Genomic DNA, 21409 nt, shown 5'->3' with positions numbered 1-21409 from the left:
GTGTAGGGCCAGATCTTACCCTCCCCTTGATGGGGAGGGTCGGCGCGCAGCGACGGGGTGGGGTGCGGCGCGGGGCCCCCCCCCCCCCCCCCAGGCGGCGGGGGGCGCGGGGGCGCCCGCGGCGGCGCCCCCCCCCCGCGGCGCGGACCCCCACCCCGCTCCGCTTCGCGGATCGACCCTCCCCACAAGGGGGAGGGTAAATCACTCCGCCGTGCCTTCCTCGTACTCGGCCGACATGGTCAGCCACTTTTCCTCGTGGCCAGCCAACTGCTGTGCCAGCTGCGAGCGCTCCTTGGCGAGCCGGGTCGCGGTCGACGGATCCTTTTCGTACACCGCCGGATTGGCGAGTTCATCCTCGATCAGGTCGATGCGTTTGCGGATGCGGTCCATCAGCGCTTCGGTGGCGCGGATTTCCTTGGCCAGCGGCTCGAAGGCGGCGCGGCGCGCCGCGGCATCGCGGCGGCGATCGGCCTTTGATGCCTTCTCGGCCTCGCGCTTGCCGCGTCGATCGCCGGACACGCCGGTGACGAGCGTCTTGTAGTCCTCTAGGTCGCCGTCATACGGGTTGACCGCACCATCCTTGACCAGCCACAGGCGGTCGGCGGTCGCTTCCAGCAGATGCCGGTCATGCGAGATCAGGATGACGGCGCCGGGAAACTCGTTCAGCGCATGGATCAGGGACTCGCGGCTGTCGATGTCCAAATGGTTGGTCGGTTCGTCGAGGATGAACAGGTTTGGACCCTCGAAGGCCGACAGGCCCATGAGCAGGCGCGCCTTCTCGCCGCCGGACAGGTCCTTGGCGGCGGTGTTCATCTTTTCGGTGGTCAGACCGAACTGGGCGACGCGGCCGCGCACCTTGGATTCCGGCGCTTCCGGCATCAGCCGGCGGACATGCTCATAGGCGTTTTCATCCGGGCGTAGGTCGTCGAGTTGGTGCTGGGCGAAGATCGCCACTTTCAGGCCCGGCGCCACCGTCATGGTGCCGCTCTCCTGCTTCAACCGGCCCGACAGAAGCTTGGCGAAGGTCGACTTGCCGTTGCCATTCGCGCCGAGCAGGGCGATGCGGTCCTCGGCATCGATGCGCAACGTCATCTTCTTGAGGATCGGCTGGCCCTCGGTGTAGCCGACATTGACGTTGTTCAAGGCAATGATCGGCGACGCCACCGTTTTCACCGGTTCGGGGAAAGAGAACGGCCGCACCGTGTCGTTCACGATCGCGGCAATCGGCTTCATCTTCTCCAGCGCCTTGATGCGCGACTGCGCCTGTCTCGCCTTCGAAGCCTTGGCGCGGAAGCGTTCGACGAAGGACTCCATGTGTTTGCGCGCGGCTTCCTGCTTGACGCGGCCCTTCTCCTGCAATTCCTTCTGCTCGGTGTACTGGCGCTCGAACTGGTCGTAGCCGCCGCGCCAGAAGGTCAGCTTCTTCTGGTCGAGATGAACGATGGAATTGACGGCGCGGTTGAGCAGGTCGCGATCGTGCGAGATCAGAAGCACGGTGTGCGGATATTTCGACACGTAGTTTTCCAACCAAAGCGTGCCTTCGAGATCGAGATAGTTGGTCGGCTCGTCGAGCAGCAGAAGGTCGGGCTCGGCAAACAGCACCGCGGCGAGCGCCACACGCATGCGCCAGCCGCCGGAGAAGGACGAGGCCGGGCGGCGCTGCGCGGCGTCGTCGAAGCCAAGGCCGGCGAGGATGGTGGCCGCGCGGGATTCCGCCGAATGCGCATCGATATCCGCCAGCCGCATATGGATGTCGGCAATGCGGTGCGCGTCGGTGGCGGTCTTTTCCTCCTCGAGCAATGCGGTGCGCTCGAGATCGGCCTTGAGCACGATCTCGATCAGCGGCTCCTCGGTGCCGGGTGCTTCCTGCGCCACCTGGCCGATGCGGGTGTTCTTGGGCAGGCTTATCGAGCCGGTCTCGGAGGGAAAGTCGCCGGTGATGGCCTTGAACAGCGTCGTCTTGCCGGTGCCGTTGCGGCCGACGAGGCCGGCCTTTGTGCCGGCCGGCAAGGTCAGCGAGGCATGATCGAGAAGCAAGCGTCCGGCCATGCGGAGCGAAAGATCGTTGATGATAAGCATGCCGGGGCTTTTGCACGGGAGGGCGGCGCTTCGCAAGGGCCTGGGCGCTGGCGGGGGCATAAGGCATGAAGACGGCGCGCCCAAAGCGCGCCGTCCATCACTGCTAACTGCAGACTGACTTTAAGAGGCTGCCTGGTTCAGGCTTTGGGTTTGCGCTTCGTCACCTTGGCCGCGGCGGCCGGAACGGCCGGCTTGCGGCCGAGGCCCGAGGACTTGGCCAGTGCCGAACGGGTCGCGGAGTAGTTCGGCGCCACCATCGGATAGTCCGACGGCAAGCCCCATTTGCCACGATATTCCTCCGGGCTGAGACCATGGTCGGTCATCAAGTGGCGCTTCAGCGACTTGAATTTCTTGCCATCTTCCAGACAGACGATGTGGTCGGGAAACACCGACCGCTTCGGATTGACAGCCGGGTTCAGCGCGGGGCTTTCCACGGCGGCAATGCTGCCCAGCTTGCGCACCGATGCGCTGACGCTGGCGATCAGATCCGGCAGGCCAGACGCAGGGAGAGGATTGTTGCCGACATAGGCTGAGACGATGTCAGCAGTCAGTTCAATAGCGGTCTTGCTGTCGATGGTGTGCAATTCTGTTTCTCCCGCCGGTCATGAAGTTGCCGGCTTTTTTTAAGACTTCTCTTGATGTATCGACCTAGCTGCACCCCCCAACGGGTCGCTAAGTCTCAATAAACGATCAAGAATCGGAACAGGAGGATGTTTCCACAACAGGTTGCAACGTTGCAAATTAGAAAATCTAATACTTGGAAACGGCCGACTTCGCGCCAGCAGATTTCAACTGCACGGACCCGGCAGGTTTGGAGTCGGCCAGTATCTCCAGAATGCGCTTCCAGCGGGCGCACCGGCCGAAATCTTTTTGCTCTATCGCCTTTTCGGCCTTCATGGCGGCATAGAGCGGCGCCTCGGCGCCGAACTCCTTGAGCAGCCAGAATGCTTCCTGTCTGGCGAGGCGTTCATCGTCGTCAAGCATGTTCAGCCTCCGAGCGTTCTATGCCCACCGCAATACAGCTGCCGATGACGAGGACCGCACCGGCTATCGCGGTCAGCGTCAGCCTTTCGCCCGACAGTGTCAGCAGCAGCGTCGACGCGATCGGCGTCAGATAGGCGATGACCGCAACCTTGCCGCCGCCTTCAAGCTTCAAGGCGCGCGACCAGAAATAATATCCCAGCCCCATCGGACCGGCGCCGAGATAGAGGCCAAGGAGGAGGTGCTCGCTGGATGGCCAGGCTGCGCCGTCGTGAATACACCACAGCAAGGTCAGGCCGACGCCGACCAATGCCGAAGGCAAAAGCAAACGCTCCGACGGTGTGGCCAGGCGGGCGACCGCAATCGAATAGAAGGCCATGCACAGCGCCGAGCCGAAGGCAGCGAGATAGCCGACGATGCTGCCCTGGAGAAAAGGCTGGCCGCGGCCACCCGAGATCACCAGCGCCACGCCGACAAAGCCGAGCACGGCAGTCAAACCCAGCAGCACGGGGCGTTGCCGCTTGCCCAGCATGATGACCGCCGCCGCGACCATCAGCGGCCAGGTGTAGGCGACGAGATTGGCCTCGATCACCGGCATGGACGCAAAGGCGATGTATTGCAGCACCATGGTGCCGACCAGGCCAATAAAGCCGACCGCGACCGGCGCCAGGGTGCCGTCAGCACCCTTGGAAAAGGCTGCGTCTTGCAGGCCCCTCTTCCGGCTCGCCAGATGGATGACGGCGAACACCAGAGCCGCTCCACAAAATTGCAGCAACTGCACCAGCGACACCGGATGGCTGGCCAGCAGCGATTTGCCGACCAGCGCGTTGGTCGACCACAGGGCGACCGCGCCGGCGGCGAAGACCAGGGCCGATGGCGAGCCCGATCCATCCCGGAATCGCCGAGACGGTGCCTTGTCCTTATCGCCGACCATGATGTTACCGACGGCCAAACCGGCGTCCACTTCTATGCTCTGGCTACCAGGATTCCCTTGACCCGCCCGGGACCGGCGCATCGGCCGCCGCCGCAACGGGACGTTCTTCCTCGAAGCGCCGATAGGCCGGCAGCTGGTTCGTCCAGACGTCTTCGGCGAGCTCGTTGACCCACTCGCGATCGTGATCATTGTCGGCTGCGAGATAGAACATGCGATTGTCGTCGACATAAGGCTTGGCCACCGAGCGCTGGTTGAGGACCAGCGTGACGCGCGAGCCGAGCTGGATCGGCGCGGTGCGGTGCAGGACGCCGAGAAACTGGCCGAGCGTGGCGTAGTTCATCTTGTGGTCGATGCGCATGACCTGGTTGCGCGGAATCTCGCGGCCGGATTCAAGGATGGCGCGGCCGGTCTCGGAATCGTCGCAGTAGATTTCGAGATGGCCGCCGACCAGCGGATTGCTGATCGACAGCGGAATGAGTTCGGTGACCGGGACACCGTCGCAATGCCAATCGACGGCGCCGTCCTTGGGATTCATGAAAGTGACGGTCGAGCCGACGATCGACAGCGGATAGGGCTCGAGCTTGGTGCCCATCATGTCGGACAGACGTTCCAGGCGCAGCTTGTCATGCAGCAACTCCTTGATCTCCGGGATAAAACGGTCGGCGCCGGTGATGAAGGTAAGGTCGAGGTGCTTGTGCACGGCGTGGCTGGCCTTGAGCTTCAACGCCGCCTCTTCGATCGCCGCCAGCAGCGTCGGGTCGTAGCCATGCAGATACTGCGCAACGCCGAAACCCGACACTTTCCAGGCCGTCTCATGGCCGATAATGGCTTCTCGGCTCATCGCGTAGCGCAGTTCAGGTATGGTATGGGCGTTCATTCTACTTCTCCAGGATGGGGGCATCACTTGGTAAACTGTCGATTAATTTCCCCACCCCTGTAAAATTAGGAATGCTGGTGCTAGTGTAAGCCCAGCTTAAGGTCGAAACGCGTGCGTCTGCTCAGTCAGGTCAACCTAAATTCGCTGAAGATTGTCGAAAGTGCCGCCCGGCACCGTAACTTCACGCGCGCGGGCGAAGAGCAGTTTATTACTGCTTCCGCCGTCAGCCAGCGCGTCAAAAGCCTCGAGGAACAGCTGCGCTTCAAGATCTTCCAGCGCGGCGGCAATGCGGTGTCGCTGACACCCGAAGGCGAGACCTATGTGTCGCGCGTTCGCGAGGCGCTGGAGCGCATCGTGGCGGCCAGCATGGAGGCGACCGGACAGTCGCAGGCGCATGTGCTGAAGATTTCGGTGCTGCCGACGTTCGCGGCGCGCTGGCTGTTTGCCCGCCTGCCGCTGTTCCAGCGGCAATATCCCGAAATCGAAATGCGGGTCTCGACCTCCTACGCCACCAATGAGTTCGCCACCTCCGAGTTCGACCTCGAGATCCGCTATGGCGACGGCAGCTTTCCCGACCTCAAGGCGGACCTGCTGTTCAAGGAGGATTTGACGCCGGTGTGCAGCAGGAAGCTGTTCCACGAGGTTCTCGGCGATAGGCCGCCGTCAAAGGTGACGCCCGACGACCTCAGGCATTTCACGCTGCTGCATTCCGACACCTGCACGCAGAACTGGCAGTCGTGGCTGGGTTTTGCCGGCGCGAGTTCCGTGCTCGGCGAGACCAAGAGCATCTATTTCGATTCCTGCATGATGTCCTATGAGGCGGCCAATGCCGGCATGGGCTTTGCAGTCGCCAACCGCGCCTATATGGCGAGCGAGATCCGCGCAGAGCGGCTGGTGGCGCCGTTTGCCGTGCATCACCCCAACACCGCCGGCTGGTATTTCGTCTGCCCGGTCACCGCGCCCTACACGCGCAAGGTGGAATTGTTCAAGCAGTGGATCATGGCCGAGGCGGCGCTGACGCAGTGCCAACTGGACGCCGGGATTGCCGGCGGCCCGGTGCTGCGCAAGGCCATTGCCTGAGGTCGGATTCTTTCCGCGGCCTTGCGGGATTTGTGGTCTTTTCTGCTGGTTTTGCGCAGACGGCACGAGCAGAACCGGCACGAAAACTGCCACCTCATGACGCAGGCGAGCGACTCAGCTATCTTCGGTTGTTGCGGCGGACCTGATATCCGCCTGGCCGGCGCTATCAGCTCACCTCCCAAGCGGCGCCGGCCTTCTTCTCCTGAAAGCCATTTCTCGTCTCCCGCCGGAAAACGATCATTGCGCCGGCTGATCGCCGCTGGCCGCCGGCTTTGGCGCCGAATCCGTCTGCGGAGTTTGATCGAGCACCGGGGCTTTGGTTGGCTGGATGTCGCCGTCGCAGGCGGCGAGCGCCAAGCTGGCGGCTAGCAGAATCAGAAGCCTCTTCATGGCGACCTCCTAGGTCTGCCCTCTCCTTCGTAAGGCAACGAGGTGGTTCGGCTTTGGTTGCACGCTCGCAAACGACGCCGCGTCGGCTGGAACCAAACGGCGGCTCTGAGGTTGGTTGCCCAAAGGAGATCGCGCCATGATCCGTCTGCTCATTACCGGCCTTTTCGCTTACGCGACCTATCGCATCGCCAAGGAGATCATCAAGGACGTGCCCGACAATTTCGATCCGTTGCCGGTGCCTGGCGACGAACGCGCCACATTGCGGCGCCAGTCGGCGGCGACGGGTGTCGCGCCACGGGGATAGGGGCGACTTCGGCCCGTTGCGAACAAAGCGGAAACGATGCTTGATAGGCGATGACCATCGCCATCAATGATTCGTCCTTGCAGCCCGCCTATCTGACGAAGCTCAACGCCGAGCAGCGGCTCGCCGTCGAACATGGCGACGGCCAGATCGCCGGGCCGCTGCTGGTGATCGCCGGCGCCGGCTCCGGCAAGACCAACACGCTCGCCCACCGGGTTGCGCATCTGATCGTCAAGGGGGCTGATCCCAGACGCATTCTGCTTATGACATTCTCGCGCCGCGCCGCCACCGAAATGGCCAGGCGGGTCGAACGCATCGCCGGCGAGGTCCTGGGCCGAGACGCGTCCGTCATCGCCGATGCGCTGGCCTGGGCCGGCACGTTTCACGGCATCGGCGCCAGGCTGCTGCGTGACTATGCGCTGACGATCGGCCTCGACCCCGCCTTTACCATCCATGACCGCGAGGATTCCGCCGACCTGATGAATCTTGCCCGGCATGAGCTTGGATTCTCGAAGACCGAAAGCCGGTTTCCGACCAAGGGCACCTGCCTGGCGATTTATTCGCGCGCAGTAAACGCGCAAGCGCCGCTCGGCGAGGTGCTGGGTTCGGCCTTTCCCTGGTGTGCCGGCTGGACCGAACAACTGAAGGCGCTGTTCGCCCGATATGTCGAAGCCAAGCAGGCGCAGAACGTGCTCGATTACGACGACCTCCTGCTCTACTGGGCGCAGATGGCCGCCGAGCCGGAGATCGCGGCGCATCTCGGCTCGCGTTTCGACTATGTGCTGGTCGACGAATACCAGGACACCAACCGGCTGCAGGCCTCGATCCTTTCGGCGCTGAAGCCGGACGGCGCCGGACTGACGGTGGTGGGCGACGACGCGCAGTCGATCTATTCGTTTCGCGCCGCGGACGTGCGCAACATCCTCGATTTCCCGCAACAATTCGCGCGAGCCGCCGATGTCATCATGCTGGAGCGCAACTACCGCTCGACCGAGACCATTTTGGCGGCAGCCAATGCGGTCATCTCGGAGGCATCGGAGCGCTTCACCAAGAAGCTCTGGTCGGAGCGCAAATCCTCGCAAAGGCCGAAACTGGTCAGCGTGCGCGACGAGGCGGAGCAGGCGAACTATGTCTGCCAGGCCATCCTTGCCGAGCGCGAGGCCGGCACGGTGCTGAAATCGCAGGCGGTGCTGTTTCGCGCCTCGCACCACAGCGGCCCGCTGGAGATCGAATTGACGCGCCGCAACATCCCCTTCGTCAAGTTCGGCGGGCTGAAATTCCTCGAGGCCGCCCATGTCAAGGATGTGCTTTCGGTGCTGCGTTTTGCCGAGAACCCGCGCGACCGCGTCGCCGGCTTCCGCGTGCTGCAGCTCCTGCCCGGCATCGGCCCTTCGGCGGCGAGCACCATCGTCGAGACCATGGCGACATCGCTCGACGAGGAAATGGGGCTGGCCCGCTACCGGCCGCCGCAACGCGCGGCTGAGGACTGGCCGGCCTTCGTTGCGCTTTATTCCGGCCTGCGCGCCCGGTCGGGGAAATGGCCGGCCGATCTCGAACAGGTCAGGCTGTGGTACGAGCCGCATCTTGAGCGCATCCACGAGGATGCGACGACGCGGCGGGCCGACCTCATGCAGCTCGAGCAGATCGGTTCCGGCTATGCTTCGCGCGAGCGCTTCCTGACCGAGCTGACGCTGGATCCACCGGATGCGACCAGCGACCAGGCCGGGCCGCCGCACCGCGACGAGGACTATCTGATCCTGTCGACCATTCATTCGGCCAAGGGCCAGGAATGGAAGAACGTCTTCGTGCTCAACACCGTCGATGGCTGCATCCCGGCCGATCTCGGCGTCGGCACCAAGGAAGACATCGAGGAGGAGCGCCGGCTGCTTTACGTCGCGATGACGCGGGCCAAGGACGGCCTGCATCTGGTGACGCCGCAGCGCTTCTTCACTCACGGCCAGGCAGCGCGCGGCGACCGCCACGTCTATGCCTCGCGAACCCGTTTCATCCCGGCCTCGATCCTCGGCGCTTTCGAGCAGACCTCTTGGGCGGGCGTCCACGCAAAGGACGATCCGCGCCACAGACCTGAAGTCCGCGTCGACCTCGGCGCCCGCATGCGCGGCATGTGGAAATAGCCGCAACCGCGAATGCCGGCAGGGAGCGACCTCAAGAGCAAATCGTCCTGTCATGGCATCTCTCAGGGAACCTCGGGCCGCCAGCCGCGTTTTCTGGCGTCCAACCCGCGATCGGAGGGCGGCGGCCGCCGCCCTTCCGCCCATCCAGAGAGGCCAGAATGCACGACGCGATGTTCTTCACCCCGGTTGCCGTTAGCGTTGGCGCCGGCCACAAACGCATGCTCGCCTCGCTGTTCGAGATGCATGATTTCCTGACCGAATTTCCGCCGTCACGCCGGCGCCTGAGCTATGGCGCGGCCGTGAGGGCTTGCGAGGCGGCGCGCGCCGGCGAAATCTCGACCGAGGCCGCACGCGATGCCCTGATCACCTTTGCAGTCACGGCAGGCATCCTCTGGCCCGCGGTCCAGCCGGCCGTCTCGGTCAAGCCGGTCGCACATGGTTATGGCGGCTACGCCGTCTGAGACGGCCGGGACCGGGCCTGCCCAGCAAAAAGATCACTCGGACTTGCCGGCAGACGTCGAACGACAAACACGTCTTGGTGATCCCACCAAGCGTCCACTTCATCTTGGAGTAACTCGGCATTGGAAACGTCTTGAGATAGTTTGATCACGAACCCAAGATCCATGGCCATCATGCCGTATTTCTCAACCGCGATGTCGGCCTGTTCACTGTTCAAATGCAAACCGAAAGCCAAATTCACTCGGTGGCGTCTCCATTTGAAGAAAAGGCAGGGTTCGCGAGCCGTTAGTTGTGAAATCGGAATGCCACCAGGCCGCACAAAGCTGAACAGACGAACCAGCCATCGCGACCAGTTGTTATCGGCATGTGGAAAAGAATGAAAGCGCAAAGACTGCATCATAGAGCCGGCCAAAACTGCCTCCTCCGGTATCGATCGCGACTGAATGGCTTTAACCTTGAATTCGTTCGCCAGGAAAGAAATCGCTTGTGGATAATCGGAACTGACGAGATCGATGTCTTCACCCTTTACAAGGTGCCGCGTCACGCATCCATACCTTGAGGCGAACTCGAGGAGTGAAAAAGGCCCCCGGCCTAGATGCCGTGTTAAAATTCCTTTGAGTTTTTGCAGATGCTTGCCCATTTCTGAATATTAACTGGCCTTTGAGACGTCAGACACAAATCCATTATGGCTGATCAGGAATTGAATATATCATGATCTTGATGAAAGGATGGAACAACGGAAACTCTACGGATTATTTGTTCTCTAAGTAATTGTCGTTCCAACAGTTTAGGCCGACTTCTGGATCACTGACTCATCCGATCTATGAGCAGTGGATAACGGTACAAGCCGCCGAGGCGGGTACCACGCGCGATAGCGAGCGACGCTGCAGCCACCGTTTCGCCATCGGGTTGATCCACACCTCGAAGCAGAAATGGACGGCCAACCCGCAAGCAGCGGCGGACGCAGCAAGCGAGGACTATTTTAGGTACATCTGAAGGCATCATATCGATGCGGCAGGCCAACGGATCGCAGCGCCACCATTAGACCGAAACACTTGCGTTAAGGAACGAGGCCTGCTGCAGTCGACACCATGGAAGCTGACGGCGCCGCTGCGTGTTCCAGGTCGCATTGCCGCGATCCGTTTGAAAAGCGCCTGCGCCCGACCGGAGCCTCGCCTGGCGCCCGCATTTCAATGCAACGTCGGATCACCGGCCAGCAGGGCGCGCGGCCCGGTCGTTTCGAAACTGACCTGGTCGCGGCCGTTGGACTTGGCCTTGTAGAGGTGCCGGTCGGCCGTCAGGAACATGTCGGCATAGGTGGTCGGTCCGGTGAAGGCGACGCCGCCTATGCTCACCGAGAGCGGACAGGGCCGTCCACCCGGAGCAAACTCGACCTCGCGGATGCGCCGCCGGATCCCCTCAGCAACCAGCCAGGACTGCGACGGGTCGGCGCCAGGCAGGAAGATGGCGAACTCCTCGCCGCCGATGCGTCCAACGATGTCGGCGCCGCGCAGCTGAGCCTTGATCGTCTGCGCGATCAGCTTGAGCGCTTGATCGCCGCAATCGTGGCCCAATCGATCGTTGATAGTCTTGAAATGATCGGCGTCGACGATCAGCAGGGCGCCGGCATCGACGACGGCCTGGCTGCGCGCCTGTTCGAGATAGGCCTCGACCAGCATCGAAAACGCGCCGCGGTTGAACACCGCGGTCAGGCTGTCGGTCGCCGCGACAATGCTCAGATTCTTCTGGGCGATCGCCAGCTGGCGCATCTTGTACATAAGGAAAGAGAAGAACGACCCACCCAGCACGAGCGGCAGCAACAGGTCGGTGAGCTGCGCCCAGCGCAATGCTTCGGGCGACAGCGACGGAAAATTGTAGGAATCGACAAGGAAGGCCGCCGCGATGCAGATCGCCGTGCCGACAACCGTGACTGCTATGACCCTGCCCCAGCTCGTGGGCGACAGATCGACCCGCATGCCAATTTCTCCCACTGTGTTCGCTATTTTGCAGCGGGAACACAAATGAAACCCTAAACCCTTGCCTTCAATTCTAATGTGGTTAACGGTTAATCGAAAGTGTGACCGATTGCCGTGAAGATGCCGGCGGTCACAAAAAGCCCGCCACTTGCGCGGCGGGCTTTCCGACTGGCCGGAGGCTTCTCGTCAGCGCATGTCCCTCGGGAAGTCTGGGCCATGCGGTAGGAGAGTGCCGTAAAGCCTCACGGCTGGTTCGACACTCCCGGCGAAACCTGTCTCAGCGACGCGAGATCATAAGGCATAGCTGCCGCAGATCGCTGTCGTAGGTGCCCTCACTGGCGAGCACATCGACGCAGCGCTTCTTCATACGTGTCAGCTGGCTGTTCGACATGCTGGCGACGACACCGGGTGTCCCAGGTGTGCCTGGTGTTCCAGGAGTTCCTGGAGTGCCGGGCGTACCCGGCGTACCGGGCGTTCCGCCAATGCCGACGCCGACGCCGACGTTGATGCCGCTGCCGACGTTGACGCCGACACCGGCCTTGATACCTCCGCTGCCGCCGACCGTGGCCCCAACACCGGCCTTGATGCCACCGGCTCCGCCGACCGTCGCGCCAGCGCCGGCCTTGATGCCGCTGCTACCGCCGACTGAGGCGCCGAGGCCCGCAGTAACGCCGCTATTGCCGCCGACCGTTGCGCCAGCACCCGCCTTGATACCGCCGCTGCCGCCGACCGAGGCGCCGGCACCTGCATTGATGCCGCCAGCACCGCCGATAGATGCGCCGACACCGACGCCAATTCCGCCTCCTGCATTCGCGGGAGCGGCAAAAATAACGATAATTGCACCCGCCGCCAGTGTTCTAGCGATCTTCTGAGTGATATTAACCATGACACTCTCCTTGTTGCCGTTCTGCTTTGTGCATTGCAACATGCCAGCAAACCAAAGCAGACATATGCTTATGCACTCACAGCTACGCACGAGTCTTCCTTATAGTTTCTTTATTTTTTTCGACATAGGCCGTTGTAGTTCTCAATCAGTGTACTCGGTTTCTAAAAAAAATATGTTTTTGCTTCAATATTTAAACTTTGTTGAATTTATTAAATAGAAACTCTACTGAAAAATGGAGCAGGTTGTAGCGGCCGGCCGAGCAAGGGGCGGCGCCAAAGGGCGGCACAAGCCACCGGGCAGCGTCGTGCAAACCACGGGCTTCAAAAACCCGGCTTGGGATTCAGGCTGGAGGTTGAGGCTTTGGCGCTGTCCGTCGCGTCCAGAGGCGTTTCACTGGTATCGGCGGCCAGGTCGCAGACGGATGGCACAAAGGCACCGAGGGATGTCGCCTCCGGCGTCTTCAAACGCAAACCGCGGTCAAGAAATCAGGCGTAGGCGCGGCCTTCGTCGGTGCGTTGGAAAAACGCCAGGTCGAGCTGCACCGAAGGCCGGCCGAGAATGGTCAGGATGGTATGCGCCTGGCCGCGGTGATGGGTCTGGTGGTTGAAGACGTGTCCCAGCGCCGGCGCCAGCCGCTGCGAGACGGTGCGCATGTCGGAAACGGTCATGTAGGAGAAGCGGCCGGACAAAGCCTTTTCGGTCAAACCGCCGACCCAGTCGACGATCCGCCTGTCCTCGGCCTCACGCGCCAGCTTTAGGCCAGGCAATGCGCGGTGCAGGATGGCGTCGAGTTTTGCCGGCGCGTCGCCCTCGCCGGTGAAGCGTTTCATCCAGATGCGGTCGGTGGCCAGCAGATGGTTGAGCGTGCCCATCATCGAGCCGAAAAATGCGCCGACATCGCGGTTGAACTCTTCTTCGTCAAGTGCGGCGACGGCATCGTAGATGCGGCCATTGGCCCATTGATTGTATGCCGCGAACATCATGAAATGCTGTTTCATCTTTTTCCCGCCGACGAGTTCCGCTTCAGCCGCAGGCGCCTAATTAGACCGCGAGGACGCAGCCGCCAATGACCATTCTGTTCTATGAACTCGCCGGACACGACGCGACCCGTCCGTTCAGCCCGCCTTGCTGGAAGGAGGCGGCGGCCGCAGCTTAGGGAATAGGCAGTAGGCAATAGGGTCTGAGGGCTGTACTGCCTACTGCCTACTGCCTACTGCCTACTGCCTACTGCCTACTGCCTACTGCCTACTGCCTACTGCCTACTGCCCACACAAGTCTCCTGATCGCCATGCCACCACCCCCCGATTTCACCGATGATTTTCGCGCCGGGCTGGTCACGCTGCTGCGCTGGCGCCGGGATGTGCGGCGCTTCGAGCGGACGGCTTTGCCCGAGGGTACGCTGGAGCGGCTGCTGGAGCTTGCCAGCGTCGCGCCGTCCGTCGGTCTCAGCCAGCCGTGGCGCTTCGTGGTGGTCGAGAGCGCCGAGCGGCGGGGCGCGGTGAGAGACTGTTTCGAGCGCTGCAATGCCGAGGCTCTTGAATGCTTTTCAGGCGAGCGCGCCGCTCTCTATGCCCGGCTGAAGCTCGCCGGTCTCAATGAAGCGCCCTGCCAGTTCGCGGTTTTCGCCGACCGCACGACGCAACAGGGCCATGGGCTCGGCCGCATGACGATGCCGGCAACCATCGACTATTCGGCCGTCATGGCGGTGCACACGCTGTGGCTGGCGGCGCGGGCGGAAGGCATTGGCATGGGCTGGGTGTCTATCCTCGACGCGGCCGAGATGGCCGCAATCCTGGACACCCCGCCTGAGTGGACGCTGATCGGCTATTTCTGCCTCGGCTATGCCAGCGAGGAGCATGATCTGCCGACACTGGAACGCGAAGGCTGGGAGCAGCGGCGGCAGCCGGTGGTGATCAGGCGGTAAGGCTGCCGATCACTTCGTCTCTTCCTTGGCGATGAGCTTGACGCAGATCGGGTCGCCCTTCGGCATCGGGGTGCATTGCCATTCGGGGCCGAAGCCGAAGTCGTATTTGTGCGGCGACCCAAAAAGAGCAGCAGAACAAGGCCCACGGCAGCAAAAATGCCGATAGTCAATAGGCTCCCTTTTATGTCGCCCGGCCTGAGGTGGTGGTAGGGCCAGCGCGTCCCGTCAAACATGGTCCGATGTCTTTCCGTTCCGTGCGTGCCTGCGCAATCGCCATTTTCCCGCAAAGCCTTGCCTTTGACCACAGCGTTGCGAACAGCCATGCGGGCGGTCGCGGTCGAATAACGCTGCCGGGGCGCCTCCCCTTGGCAATGGGCCGGGCGGCTTGTATAGAGCCCGCCACTCCACATTCCGATCTCAAGACTTTCCATCTCAAGACAAGGACGACCCCATGGCGCTCGAACGCACCTTTTCCATGATCAAGCCGGACGCGACCCGGCGCAATCTTACCGGCGCCATCATCAGGATGCTGGAAGAGGCCGGCCTGCGCGTCGTCGCCTCACGTCGCGTGTGGATGAGCCGCCGCGAGGCCGAAGGCTTTTACGCCGTCCACAAGGATCGTCCGTTCTTCGGCGAACTGGTGGAATTCATGTCGTCGGCGCCGACCATCGTGCAAGTTCTGGAAGGCGAAAACGCCATTGCCAGGAACCGCGAAGTTATGGGCGCGACCAACCCCGCCAACGCCGCCGAAGGCACCATCCGCAAGGTCCACGCGCTGTCGATCGGCGAGAATTCCGTGCACGGCTCCGACGCGCCGGAAACCGCTGCTGAAGAGATCAAGTACTGGTTCTCGGACACCGAGATCGTCGGCTGAGCCGACGCGAACCAATGTATGCAAGAGGCCGGCACTTCGCCGGCCTTTTTCTTTGGTCAGGTCCCGGCTTCGGCTTCATGCCGCTTTCAACGGATGAGCGGCGTATCCCAGAGGTCGCCGAGCAGCGTTTTCAGCTCCGTGAAACGCTTCTCGCCCAGTTCCTCGGCCCATTCCCGTTCGACGTCGAGCAGGATGTCGGCCATCTTCTGGTATGCGGCGCGCCCGCGGTCGGTGAAGTGGACGACGGTCCCGCCGCTCTCATCGGGTGCCGCCGAGCGAGTGATATAACCCATCGCTTCCAGCGTCTTCAGCAGTTGATTCATGGCCTGCTTGCTCATCGCGGCGCGCTCGGCGAGCGCGCTCGGCCGAAGGCCATCCGGGCCGGGATATTGGATCACCGCCATATGCGGCGGGCTGAGGTCCTCGAAACCCGACGCCCTGAGATCCCTGATCAGCTTGCGGTGAATGGCCATGGCCGGAACGCGCAGCAGTGCACCGATCAGCGGTGGCTTCTTTGGCGGTTCTTCCGCGGATAATGGCATTGACACTCTGGTAAATTGAGTTTACTCATTTCGGTAAATTCAATTTACCACGTGGGAGGATGAAATGCTAGACAGAGCTAGCCAGATCAGCGTCAATCCGGCCGACGAGACAATCAGCCATGGCGGCCTTGCCGTGCGCTTCCTGCTGACCGGCGACCAGTCGAACGGCAGCATCGCCGCCTTCGAACTGACGGTCGCCGGCTCGCAGCGCCTGCTCGCCCCGGCACACAGCCACGATCACTATGAGGAGACGATGTACGGGATCGAAGGCGTACTGACGCTGACCGTCGACGGACAACGGCACGATATCGGACTCGGCCAGGCACTGTGCATACCGCGCGGCGCGGTCCACCGCTTCGACAACGATACCGCCGAGACCGCCAAGGTGCTGTGCGTGGTGACGCCGGCGGCGATCGGTCCGGACTATTTTCGCGAGGCCTTCGCCATCTTCAGCACCGGCGGCCCGCCCGACCGCGCCAGGCTTATGGACCTGATGCGCCGGTTCGGCCTGACGCCGGCGCCCCCGCCGCCGCAGTCTTGATTCTTAGCTCGCTGCGTTGAAGCGCAAGATATCGTGGCCGTCCTTGTCGGCGATGATCAGCTTGCCGCCATCGACACGGTATGACGCCGCCTTGGCGAGCGCCTCGAACAGCGCCTTTTCCTCGGCCATGATCTCCGGCGCGCAGGCCTTGTAGGTCGAGCCGATGTCGCTGATGACGATGGTCTCGCCATCGACCTTGGCGGTGGCGAAATAGGCGTTGCACGGGCCGCTGCCGCCCGCCTTGCCGGCTTCGCTGACCCGGAACGTCGCCTGCGGCTCCGAAATCACGCCGATACCATCGATATACTCGACTAGCCAGCTCTGGCCGAACAGCGAGGCCGAGGTCGGCTTGTCGCTCGGCGCCACCATTTTCAGCACAATGGCCTGCGGCGCCTCGCTGAGCGGATCGACCTGATAGCGCGAGTCCGTGACGAACAGCAGCTTGTCGTCGGCGATGATGCGCGCCTGCAGCGCATAGGTCATGTTGGGCCGGATCACCGTTGGATCGAAGCTGATCTCGAACTTGATCGGCACCTGGCCGGCCGGCGCTACCTTGCGCTCGCCGACAATGGCGGCCGGCGCATCGGCCAGCGATACATCGGCAAGTTGAATCGACAGCACGGCGTTGGGCGGCAGCGCGATGCGCTCGCGATACATCACCTCGCCCTTCAGGGTTTTCTCGGCGGCGACGGAAGGCTCGGGAACGGCCAGAACGCCGATAACCAGCGGCACAAAACCGAAGACGAAGAATTCGGCGATCCTGTCCAGCATGCCCTTGCTCCCTTTTTGCCGATGCGATTTGGCCCAGGGAATGCGGTCAATACATGGCTGCGCCGAGATTTATTCGGGCCGCGCCTTCCAGCGCGCCGCAGCCTGGTCGTCGGCGTCCTTGGCCTCGACCCAGCCGCCATCGCTGCCGTCCACGCGGTGCTCCTTCTTCCAGAAGGGTGCACGCGATTTCAGGAAATCCATCAGGAAATTGGCCGCTTCGAACGCCGCCTGCCGGTGCGAGGACGCTGCCACCACCAGCACGATGTTTTCGCCCGGTGCGATCTTGCCGTGGCGATGGATGACGGTCAGCCCTTGCAGCGGCCAGCGCTGAAGTGCCTCGCGGGCGATGCGGGTGATTTCGGCCTCGGCCATGCCGGGATAGTGCTCGAGTTCCAGGGCCGACAGCTGGCCCTGCTCGTCGCGGCAAAGTCCTGAGAAGGACACCACGGCGCCGATGTCGGCGCGACCCTCGGTCAGTTTCGCGATCTCGGCGGCAACGTCGAAATCGTCGCGCTGGATGCGCACCGTCGGCGCGCCGGACATGGTGTCAGCCCCCGGTCATCGGCGGAAACAGCGCGATCTCGCGCGCGCCGGCTATCTTCTCGCGATGCTCGACATGTTCCTGGTTGATGGCGACGCGGATCACATCAGGATATTGCAGCGCGTGCTCATATTCCTCGCCACGCGATTTCAGCCAGCGCAGGAGGTCGGCCACCGTCTCGATACCGGCGGGCAGTTCGACATCCTCTTCCGGCTTGCCGATCCGTTCGCGCACCCAGGCGAAATAAATGAGCCTGGTCGACATCTCACTCGTCCATGATGTGCTTGAGGCCGGCGCGGAAATAGTCGTAGCCGGTGTAGAGCGTGACGAGGGCTGCGATCCACAGCAGCACCAGTCCGGTCTGCGTGGTCAGCGGCAAGATCTTGTCGCCGGCAGGCCCGGCCAGCAGGAAGGCGATGGCGACCATCTGGATGGCGGTCTTCCATTTGGCGAGCTGCGTCACCGGCACCGAGACTTTCAATGCCGCCAGATATTCGCGCAGCCCCGAGACCAGGATTTCGCGGCACAGGATGATGATTGCCGCCCACAGCGACCAGCCTGCGATGCCGGCATGGCGGTCCGTATCGGCGGCGAGCAGCAGCAGGCAGGTGGCGACCAGCAGTTTATCGGCGATCGGGTCCAGCATCTTGCCGATGTTGGACGTCTGCTGCCAGGCGCGCGCCAGATAGCCGTCGAGATAGTCGGTGATCGAAGCCAGCAGGAAGATGATCAACGCCGACCAGCGGGCGAAGTCGCTCGATTTCAGATGCCCCTCGAGAAAAAAGCACAGCACCACCAGCGGCACCGCGACGATGCGGGCGTAGGTAAGCATGTTGGGCAGGTTGAACGCGCGCTTGGCCATATCTCAGGGACTCTTTCTGCCTGCGTACTCAAATCAGAACCGGATGTAGGGGGTCAACAGGCGAGATTCGATTGGCCAGACGAAAATAGCGCGCGATTGCCGGGATTCGAGTGGCCTGCGAGAAAAGAACGGCTGCTGCCATTTCATCGGGACAGCGGCGTCACCGGCGCTCAGCTCTCATGGAAATGATTGTAGACGAGCTTGGCGACCTGCTCTGAAATACCGTCGACCTTGACCAGATCCTCGACTGCCGCGCGGCTGACCGCCTTGGCAGTGCCGAAGGCCAGCAGCAGCGCGCGCTTGCGACCGGGACCGATGCCGGCGATCTCGTCGAGCGGGCTCTTGACCAATTCCTTCTTGCGCCGCGCGCGGTGCGAACCGATGGCGAAGCGATGGACCTCGTCGCGCAGCCGCTGGACGAAATAGAGCACGGGATCCCGCACGGGGAGTGAAAACGAGTCCCTGCCTCTGACGAAAAAACGCTCGCGGCCGGCATCGCGGTCTTGGCCCTTGGCGATGCCGATGGCCGCCACGCGATCCTCGATGCCGAGGTCGGCGAGGATCTTCCGCACCGCGCTCATCTGGCCCTGGCCGCCATCGATCAGGATGACGTCCGGCCAGGCCGGGAAGCTGCCGGAGATGTCTTCCTCGATGTCGTCGCCTGCTCCACCGGCTGCCGCGTCGTCGGGAACGACATCGCCATGTTCCTTCAGCAGCCGCGAAAAGCGCCGTTCCATCACCTCGCGCATCATGCCGAAATCGTCACCGGGCGTGATCTCGGTCGAGCGGATGTTGAATTTGCGGTACTGGTTCTTCACAAACCCTTCCGGCCCGGCGACGACCATGGCGCCAACGGCGTTGGTGCCCATAATGTGCGAATTGTCGTAGACCTCGATGCGCACCGGTGGCTTCGGCAGGCCGAAGGTCTCGGCAAAGCCGGCGAGCAGCCGGCCTTGCGTCGAGGTTTCGGCCAGCCGGCGGCCGAGCGCCTCGCGCGCATTCTGCAGCGCGTTGTCCGTCAAATCCTTCTTCTCGCCGCGCTGCGGCACCGAGATCGACACTTTACGGCCGGCCCGGGTGGACAGCGCTTCGGCCAGCAGTTCCTGATCCTGGACGCCTCGCGACAGCAGAATGTTCCGTGGCGTCGGCTTGTCGTCATAGAACTGCGCCAGGAACGAGCCCAGCACTTCCGCCCCCTCCAGTGCCGGATCGGCCTTGGGGAAATAGGCGCGGTTGCCCCAGTTCTGGCCGGTGCGGAAGAAAAACACCTGGATACAGACCTGGCCGCCCTCCTGATGGATGGCAAAGACATCGGCCTCGTCGACCGTGGCCGGGTTGATGCCCTGATGGCTCTGCACATGGGACAGTGCAGCCAACCGGTCGCGATAAATGGCGGCGCGCTCGAAATCGAGCTCCTGCGAGGCCTGCTGCATGGCGGCAGAGATTTCGGTCTTCACCTTCTGGCTGCGGCCGGACAGAAAATCCTTCGCCTCGCTGACCAGCTCGGCATAGTCGCCATGCGAGATTTCGCCGGTGCAGGGACCGGCACAGCGCTTGATCTGGTAGAGCAGGCACGGCCGGGTGCGGTTTTCGTAAAAGGAGTTGGTGCAGCTCCTGAGCAGGAACGCGCGCTGCAGCGAATTGATGGTGCGCCCGACCGCGCCGGCCGACGCAAAAGGTCCGAAATAGTCGCCCTTGCGCGAGCGCGCACCGCGATGCTTGTAGATGCCGGGCGAGACGTGATCGCCGGTCAACAGGATGTAAGGGAACGACTTGTCGTCCCGCATCAGCACATTGAAACGCGGCCGCAAGCGCTTGATGAGATTGGCCTCGAGCAGCAGCGCTTCGATTTCGGTGCGGGTGACGACGAACTCCATCGTCGATGTCTCGCGCACCATGCGGCCGATGCGGGCGGTGTGGAACCGGCCTTGCGCGTAGTTGGTCACCCGCTTCTTCAGGCTGCGCGCCTTGCCGACATAAAGCACGTCGCCGGCAGCGTTCATCATGCGGTAGACGCCGGGCGCATTGGGCAGCCGCTTGACCAATGTCTGGATGACCTCGGCGCCGACCATGCCGTCGGCTTCGCCGGCATGCGGCGCCCAGTCTATCGCTGTGAAGGCGACATCGGGCCCGGTGGCCTCGGGCTCGACGATCTCCTCGACCGCTTCATCCTCAAGGTCGATGTCGGGCGGCATATCGTCGGCGGCGCCGGCGCGCGTCTTGTGTTTCTGGTCTGCGGGACTCATTCCACCATGCCTGTCACATCCGGCGTCTGCCATGCAAGATGCTGGCCGCCGTCAAGCGCGATCATCTGGCCGGTCACCGAGCGCGCATCCCAGAGATAGCGAATGGTGGCGCCGAATTCGGCCAATTGCGGGCCGCGCTTCAGAATCAGGCCATCGACCTGCTTCTGGAAATCATCATCTTCCTGGCGCGCATTCTTCAGCGTTGGACCCGGACCGATGGCGTTGACGCGGATGCGCGGACCGAGCGCCTGTGCCAGCATTTCGGTCTGCGTCCACAGGGCCGACTTCGATAGCGCATAGGAGAAATAGCGCGGCGTCGGCCGCCAGACGCGCTGGTCGATGATGTTGACGATCAGCCCCTCCCGCCCTTGCGGCAAGGCGCGGGCGAAGTTTTGCGCCAACAGCGCCGGCGCCTTCACATGGATGGCGAAGTGAAGGTCCCATGCCGCCCAGTCGAAGTCCTCGACGCTATCGTCGACGAACAGCGACGCATTGTTGACAAGAAGCGTGACCGGGCCGAGCGCTGCCTCGGCGCGGCCGACGAGATCGCCAACCGCATCCATGTCGGTCAGATCGGCGGCTACCACGCCGGCGCGGCCGCCTCCGCCCCTGATGCGCGCAGCCAGCGCGTCGGCGTCGGCGGTCGAGCGGTTGGCATGGATGGCGACGGCAAAACCGTGCGCGGCCAGATCCTCGACGATCGCCTTGCCGATCCGCTTCGCCCCGCCCGTAACCAGCGCCGTTCCGGCGGCTTCGATCATCTGTCAATCCTCAATCTGCGCCTCAATTCCGCCAGCCGCCACATTGTGACGCGTCCGGGGTTAAATGCCGTTTCCACCTGGGGCAGGAATGTGGCGAAATGGCTTTTTCACCGCCTGGACCTCCCCGGATTCGGGTCGGCAGGACCGCAATATAGGACGCTGAACCCGTTGCACCAAGCCGAGTGCAGTGCAGCATCGCCTGCGTACTGACATTTCGCTGTTGCGAAGATGCAACGTCAAGCTTCGGCC

General features: G+C 62.8%; 24 protein-coding genes. 7 read left to right on the top strand and 17 right to left on the bottom strand.

Annotated features, from left to right (window positions below; genetic code table 11):
- Positions 1-201: 201 nt before the first annotated feature.
- From NKJ76_RS19095 to NKJ76_RS19075, 5 genes are all read right to left on the bottom strand, one after another.
- A complete protein-coding gene (locus NKJ76_RS19095) occupies positions 202-2079 on the bottom strand; it encodes an ABC-F family ATP-binding cassette domain-containing protein (protein WP_352538108.1) in 1878 nt (625 codons plus the stop codon).
- A 137-nt stretch (positions 2080-2216) separates the two neighbouring features.
- The gene (locus tag NKJ76_RS19090; protein WP_023670270.1) at positions 2217-2663 is read right to left on the bottom strand and encodes a Ros/MucR family transcriptional regulator; all 447 of its coding nucleotides are present in this window, start codon (positions 2661-2663) and stop codon (positions 2217-2219) included.
- A gap of 166 nt (positions 2664-2829) precedes the next feature.
- Positions 2830-3063: a hypothetical protein gene (locus NKJ76_RS19085; protein WP_023733893.1), complete on the bottom strand. Its 234-nt coding sequence runs from the start codon at positions 3061-3063 to the stop codon at positions 2830-2832.
- A complete protein-coding gene (locus NKJ76_RS19080; protein WP_352538107.1) occupies positions 3056-4024 on the bottom strand; it encodes a DMT family transporter in 969 nt (322 codons plus the stop codon). The genes NKJ76_RS19085 and NKJ76_RS19080 overlap by 8 nt, the downstream gene beginning before the upstream one ends.
- A 13-nt stretch (positions 4025-4037) precedes the next feature.
- Positions 4038-4871 (bottom strand): hypothetical protein, encoded by an 834-nt coding sequence (locus tag NKJ76_RS19075; protein ID WP_023701893.1) that lies wholly within the window; start codon positions 4869-4871, stop codon positions 4038-4040.
- 111 nt (positions 4872-4982) lie between these two features.
- On the opposite strand from NKJ76_RS19075, the gene NKJ76_RS19070 reads away from it, so the two are divergent.
- Complete coding sequence (locus NKJ76_RS19070; RefSeq protein ID WP_023670266.1) at positions 4983-5951, top strand: LysR substrate-binding domain-containing protein; 969 nt, start codon at positions 4983-4985, stop codon at positions 5949-5951.
- Between the two features lie 237 nt (positions 5952-6188).
- On the opposite strand, the gene NKJ76_RS19065 is transcribed toward NKJ76_RS19070, so the two are convergent.
- On the bottom strand, positions 6189-6341 hold the full coding sequence (locus NKJ76_RS19065) for a hypothetical protein (protein WP_023693936.1): 153 nt from the start codon (positions 6339-6341) through the stop codon (positions 6189-6191).
- Positions 6342-6477: 136 nt separating this feature from the next.
- Between NKJ76_RS19065 and NKJ76_RS19060 the strand changes: the two genes are divergently transcribed.
- From NKJ76_RS19060 to NKJ76_RS19050, 3 genes are all read left to right on the top strand, one after another.
- Positions 6478-6645 carry a hypothetical protein gene (locus NKJ76_RS19060; RefSeq protein ID WP_352538106.1) on the top strand — a complete coding sequence of 56 codons (168 nt, stop codon included), beginning with the start codon at positions 6478-6480 and terminating at the stop codon, positions 6643-6645.
- A gap of 50 nt (positions 6646-6695) precedes the next feature.
- Complete coding sequence (locus NKJ76_RS19055; RefSeq protein WP_352538105.1) at positions 6696-8777, top strand: ATP-dependent helicase; 2082 nt, start codon at positions 6696-6698, stop codon at positions 8775-8777.
- A gap of 158 nt (positions 8778-8935) precedes the next feature.
- Entirely contained in the window at positions 8936-9238 is a 303-nt protein-coding gene (locus NKJ76_RS19050) for a DUF982 domain-containing protein (protein ID WP_023670262.1), read from the top strand.
- On the opposite strand, the gene NKJ76_RS19045 is transcribed toward NKJ76_RS19050, so the two are convergent.
- From NKJ76_RS19045 to NKJ76_RS19030, 4 genes are all read right to left on the bottom strand, one after another.
- Positions 9226-9876, bottom strand: a complete 651-nt coding sequence (locus tag NKJ76_RS19045; RefSeq protein WP_352538104.1) for a hypothetical protein — start codon at positions 9874-9876, stop codon at positions 9226-9228. The genes NKJ76_RS19050 and NKJ76_RS19045 overlap by 13 nt on opposite strands.
- Before the next feature lie 550 nt (positions 9877-10426).
- A complete protein-coding gene (locus NKJ76_RS19040; RefSeq protein WP_352538103.1) occupies positions 10427-11212 on the bottom strand; it encodes a GGDEF domain-containing protein in 786 nt (261 codons plus the stop codon).
- A 277-nt stretch (positions 11213-11489) separates the two neighbouring features.
- A complete protein-coding gene (locus tag NKJ76_RS19035) occupies positions 11490-12098 on the bottom strand; it encodes a hypothetical protein (RefSeq protein ID WP_352538102.1) in 609 nt (202 codons plus the stop codon).
- A gap of 485 nt (positions 12099-12583) precedes the next feature.
- Positions 12584-13096: a DinB family protein gene (locus NKJ76_RS19030; RefSeq protein ID WP_023673440.1), complete on the bottom strand. Its 513-nt coding sequence runs from the start codon at positions 13094-13096 to the stop codon at positions 12584-12586.
- A 290-nt stretch (positions 13097-13386) separates the two neighbouring features.
- Between NKJ76_RS19030 and bluB the strand changes: the two genes are divergently transcribed.
- Both bluB and ndk read left to right on the top strand, forming a co-directional pair.
- A complete protein-coding gene (gene bluB / locus NKJ76_RS19025; protein ID WP_352538101.1) occupies positions 13387-14022 on the top strand; it encodes a 5,6-dimethylbenzimidazole synthase in 636 nt (211 codons plus the stop codon).
- Between the two features lie 451 nt (positions 14023-14473).
- Complete coding sequence (ndk, locus tag NKJ76_RS19020) at positions 14474-14896, top strand: nucleoside-diphosphate kinase (protein WP_352538100.1); 423 nt, start codon at positions 14474-14476, stop codon at positions 14894-14896.
- 86 nt (positions 14897-14982) lie between these two features.
- Here ndk and NKJ76_RS19015 read toward each other — a convergent pair whose 3' ends face one another.
- Positions 14983-15438 carry a MarR family winged helix-turn-helix transcriptional regulator gene (locus NKJ76_RS19015; protein WP_023701901.1) on the bottom strand — a complete coding sequence of 152 codons (456 nt, stop codon included), beginning with the start codon at positions 15436-15438 and terminating at the stop codon, positions 14983-14985.
- Between the two features lie 64 nt (positions 15439-15502).
- On the opposite strand from NKJ76_RS19015, the gene NKJ76_RS19010 reads away from it, so the two are divergent.
- Positions 15503-15979, top strand: a complete 477-nt coding sequence (locus NKJ76_RS19010; protein WP_352538099.1) for a cupin domain-containing protein — start codon at positions 15503-15505, stop codon at positions 15977-15979.
- Between the two features lie 3 nt (positions 15980-15982).
- Here NKJ76_RS19010 and NKJ76_RS19005 read toward each other — a convergent pair whose 3' ends face one another.
- From NKJ76_RS19005 to NKJ76_RS18980, 6 genes are all read right to left on the bottom strand, one after another.
- Positions 15983-16750, bottom strand: a complete 768-nt coding sequence (locus NKJ76_RS19005; RefSeq protein ID WP_352538098.1) for a YbaY family lipoprotein — start codon at positions 16748-16750, stop codon at positions 15983-15985.
- A gap of 69 nt (positions 16751-16819) precedes the next feature.
- Positions 16820-17293, bottom strand: a complete 474-nt coding sequence (locus NKJ76_RS19000) for a molybdenum cofactor biosynthesis protein MoaE (RefSeq protein WP_352538097.1) — start codon at positions 17291-17293, stop codon at positions 16820-16822.
- A 4-nt stretch (positions 17294-17297) separates the two neighbouring features.
- Positions 17298-17555, bottom strand: a complete 258-nt coding sequence (gene moaD / locus NKJ76_RS18995; RefSeq protein WP_023689089.1) for a molybdopterin converting factor subunit 1 — start codon at positions 17553-17555, stop codon at positions 17298-17300.
- A 1-nt stretch (position 17556) separates the two neighbouring features.
- Positions 17557-18153, bottom strand: coding sequence for a CDP-diacylglycerol--glycerol-3-phosphate 3-phosphatidyltransferase (pgsA, locus tag NKJ76_RS18990; protein WP_023831127.1), 597 nt, complete (start codon positions 18151-18153; stop codon positions 17557-17559).
- Between the two features lie 170 nt (positions 18154-18323).
- Positions 18324-20399: an excinuclease ABC subunit UvrC gene (gene uvrC, locus NKJ76_RS18985; RefSeq protein WP_352538096.1), complete on the bottom strand. Its 2076-nt coding sequence runs from the start codon at positions 20397-20399 to the stop codon at positions 18324-18326.
- Positions 20396-21160 carry an SDR family oxidoreductase gene (locus NKJ76_RS18980; RefSeq protein WP_352538095.1) on the bottom strand — a complete coding sequence of 255 codons (765 nt, stop codon included), beginning with the start codon at positions 21158-21160 and terminating at the stop codon, positions 20396-20398. Before NKJ76_RS18980 ends, uvrC begins: the two co-directional genes overlap by 4 nt.
- Between the last annotated feature and the right edge of the window lie 249 nt (positions 21161-21409).

The sequence above is a fragment of the Mesorhizobium sp. M0029 genome, from assembly GCF_040323735.1.
Lineage (GTDB): Bacteria > Pseudomonadota > Alphaproteobacteria > Rhizobiales > Rhizobiaceae > Mesorhizobium.
The sequence above is the reverse complement of the archived record's forward strand: the minus strand, read 5'-3'. Positions and strand labels throughout refer to the sequence as shown.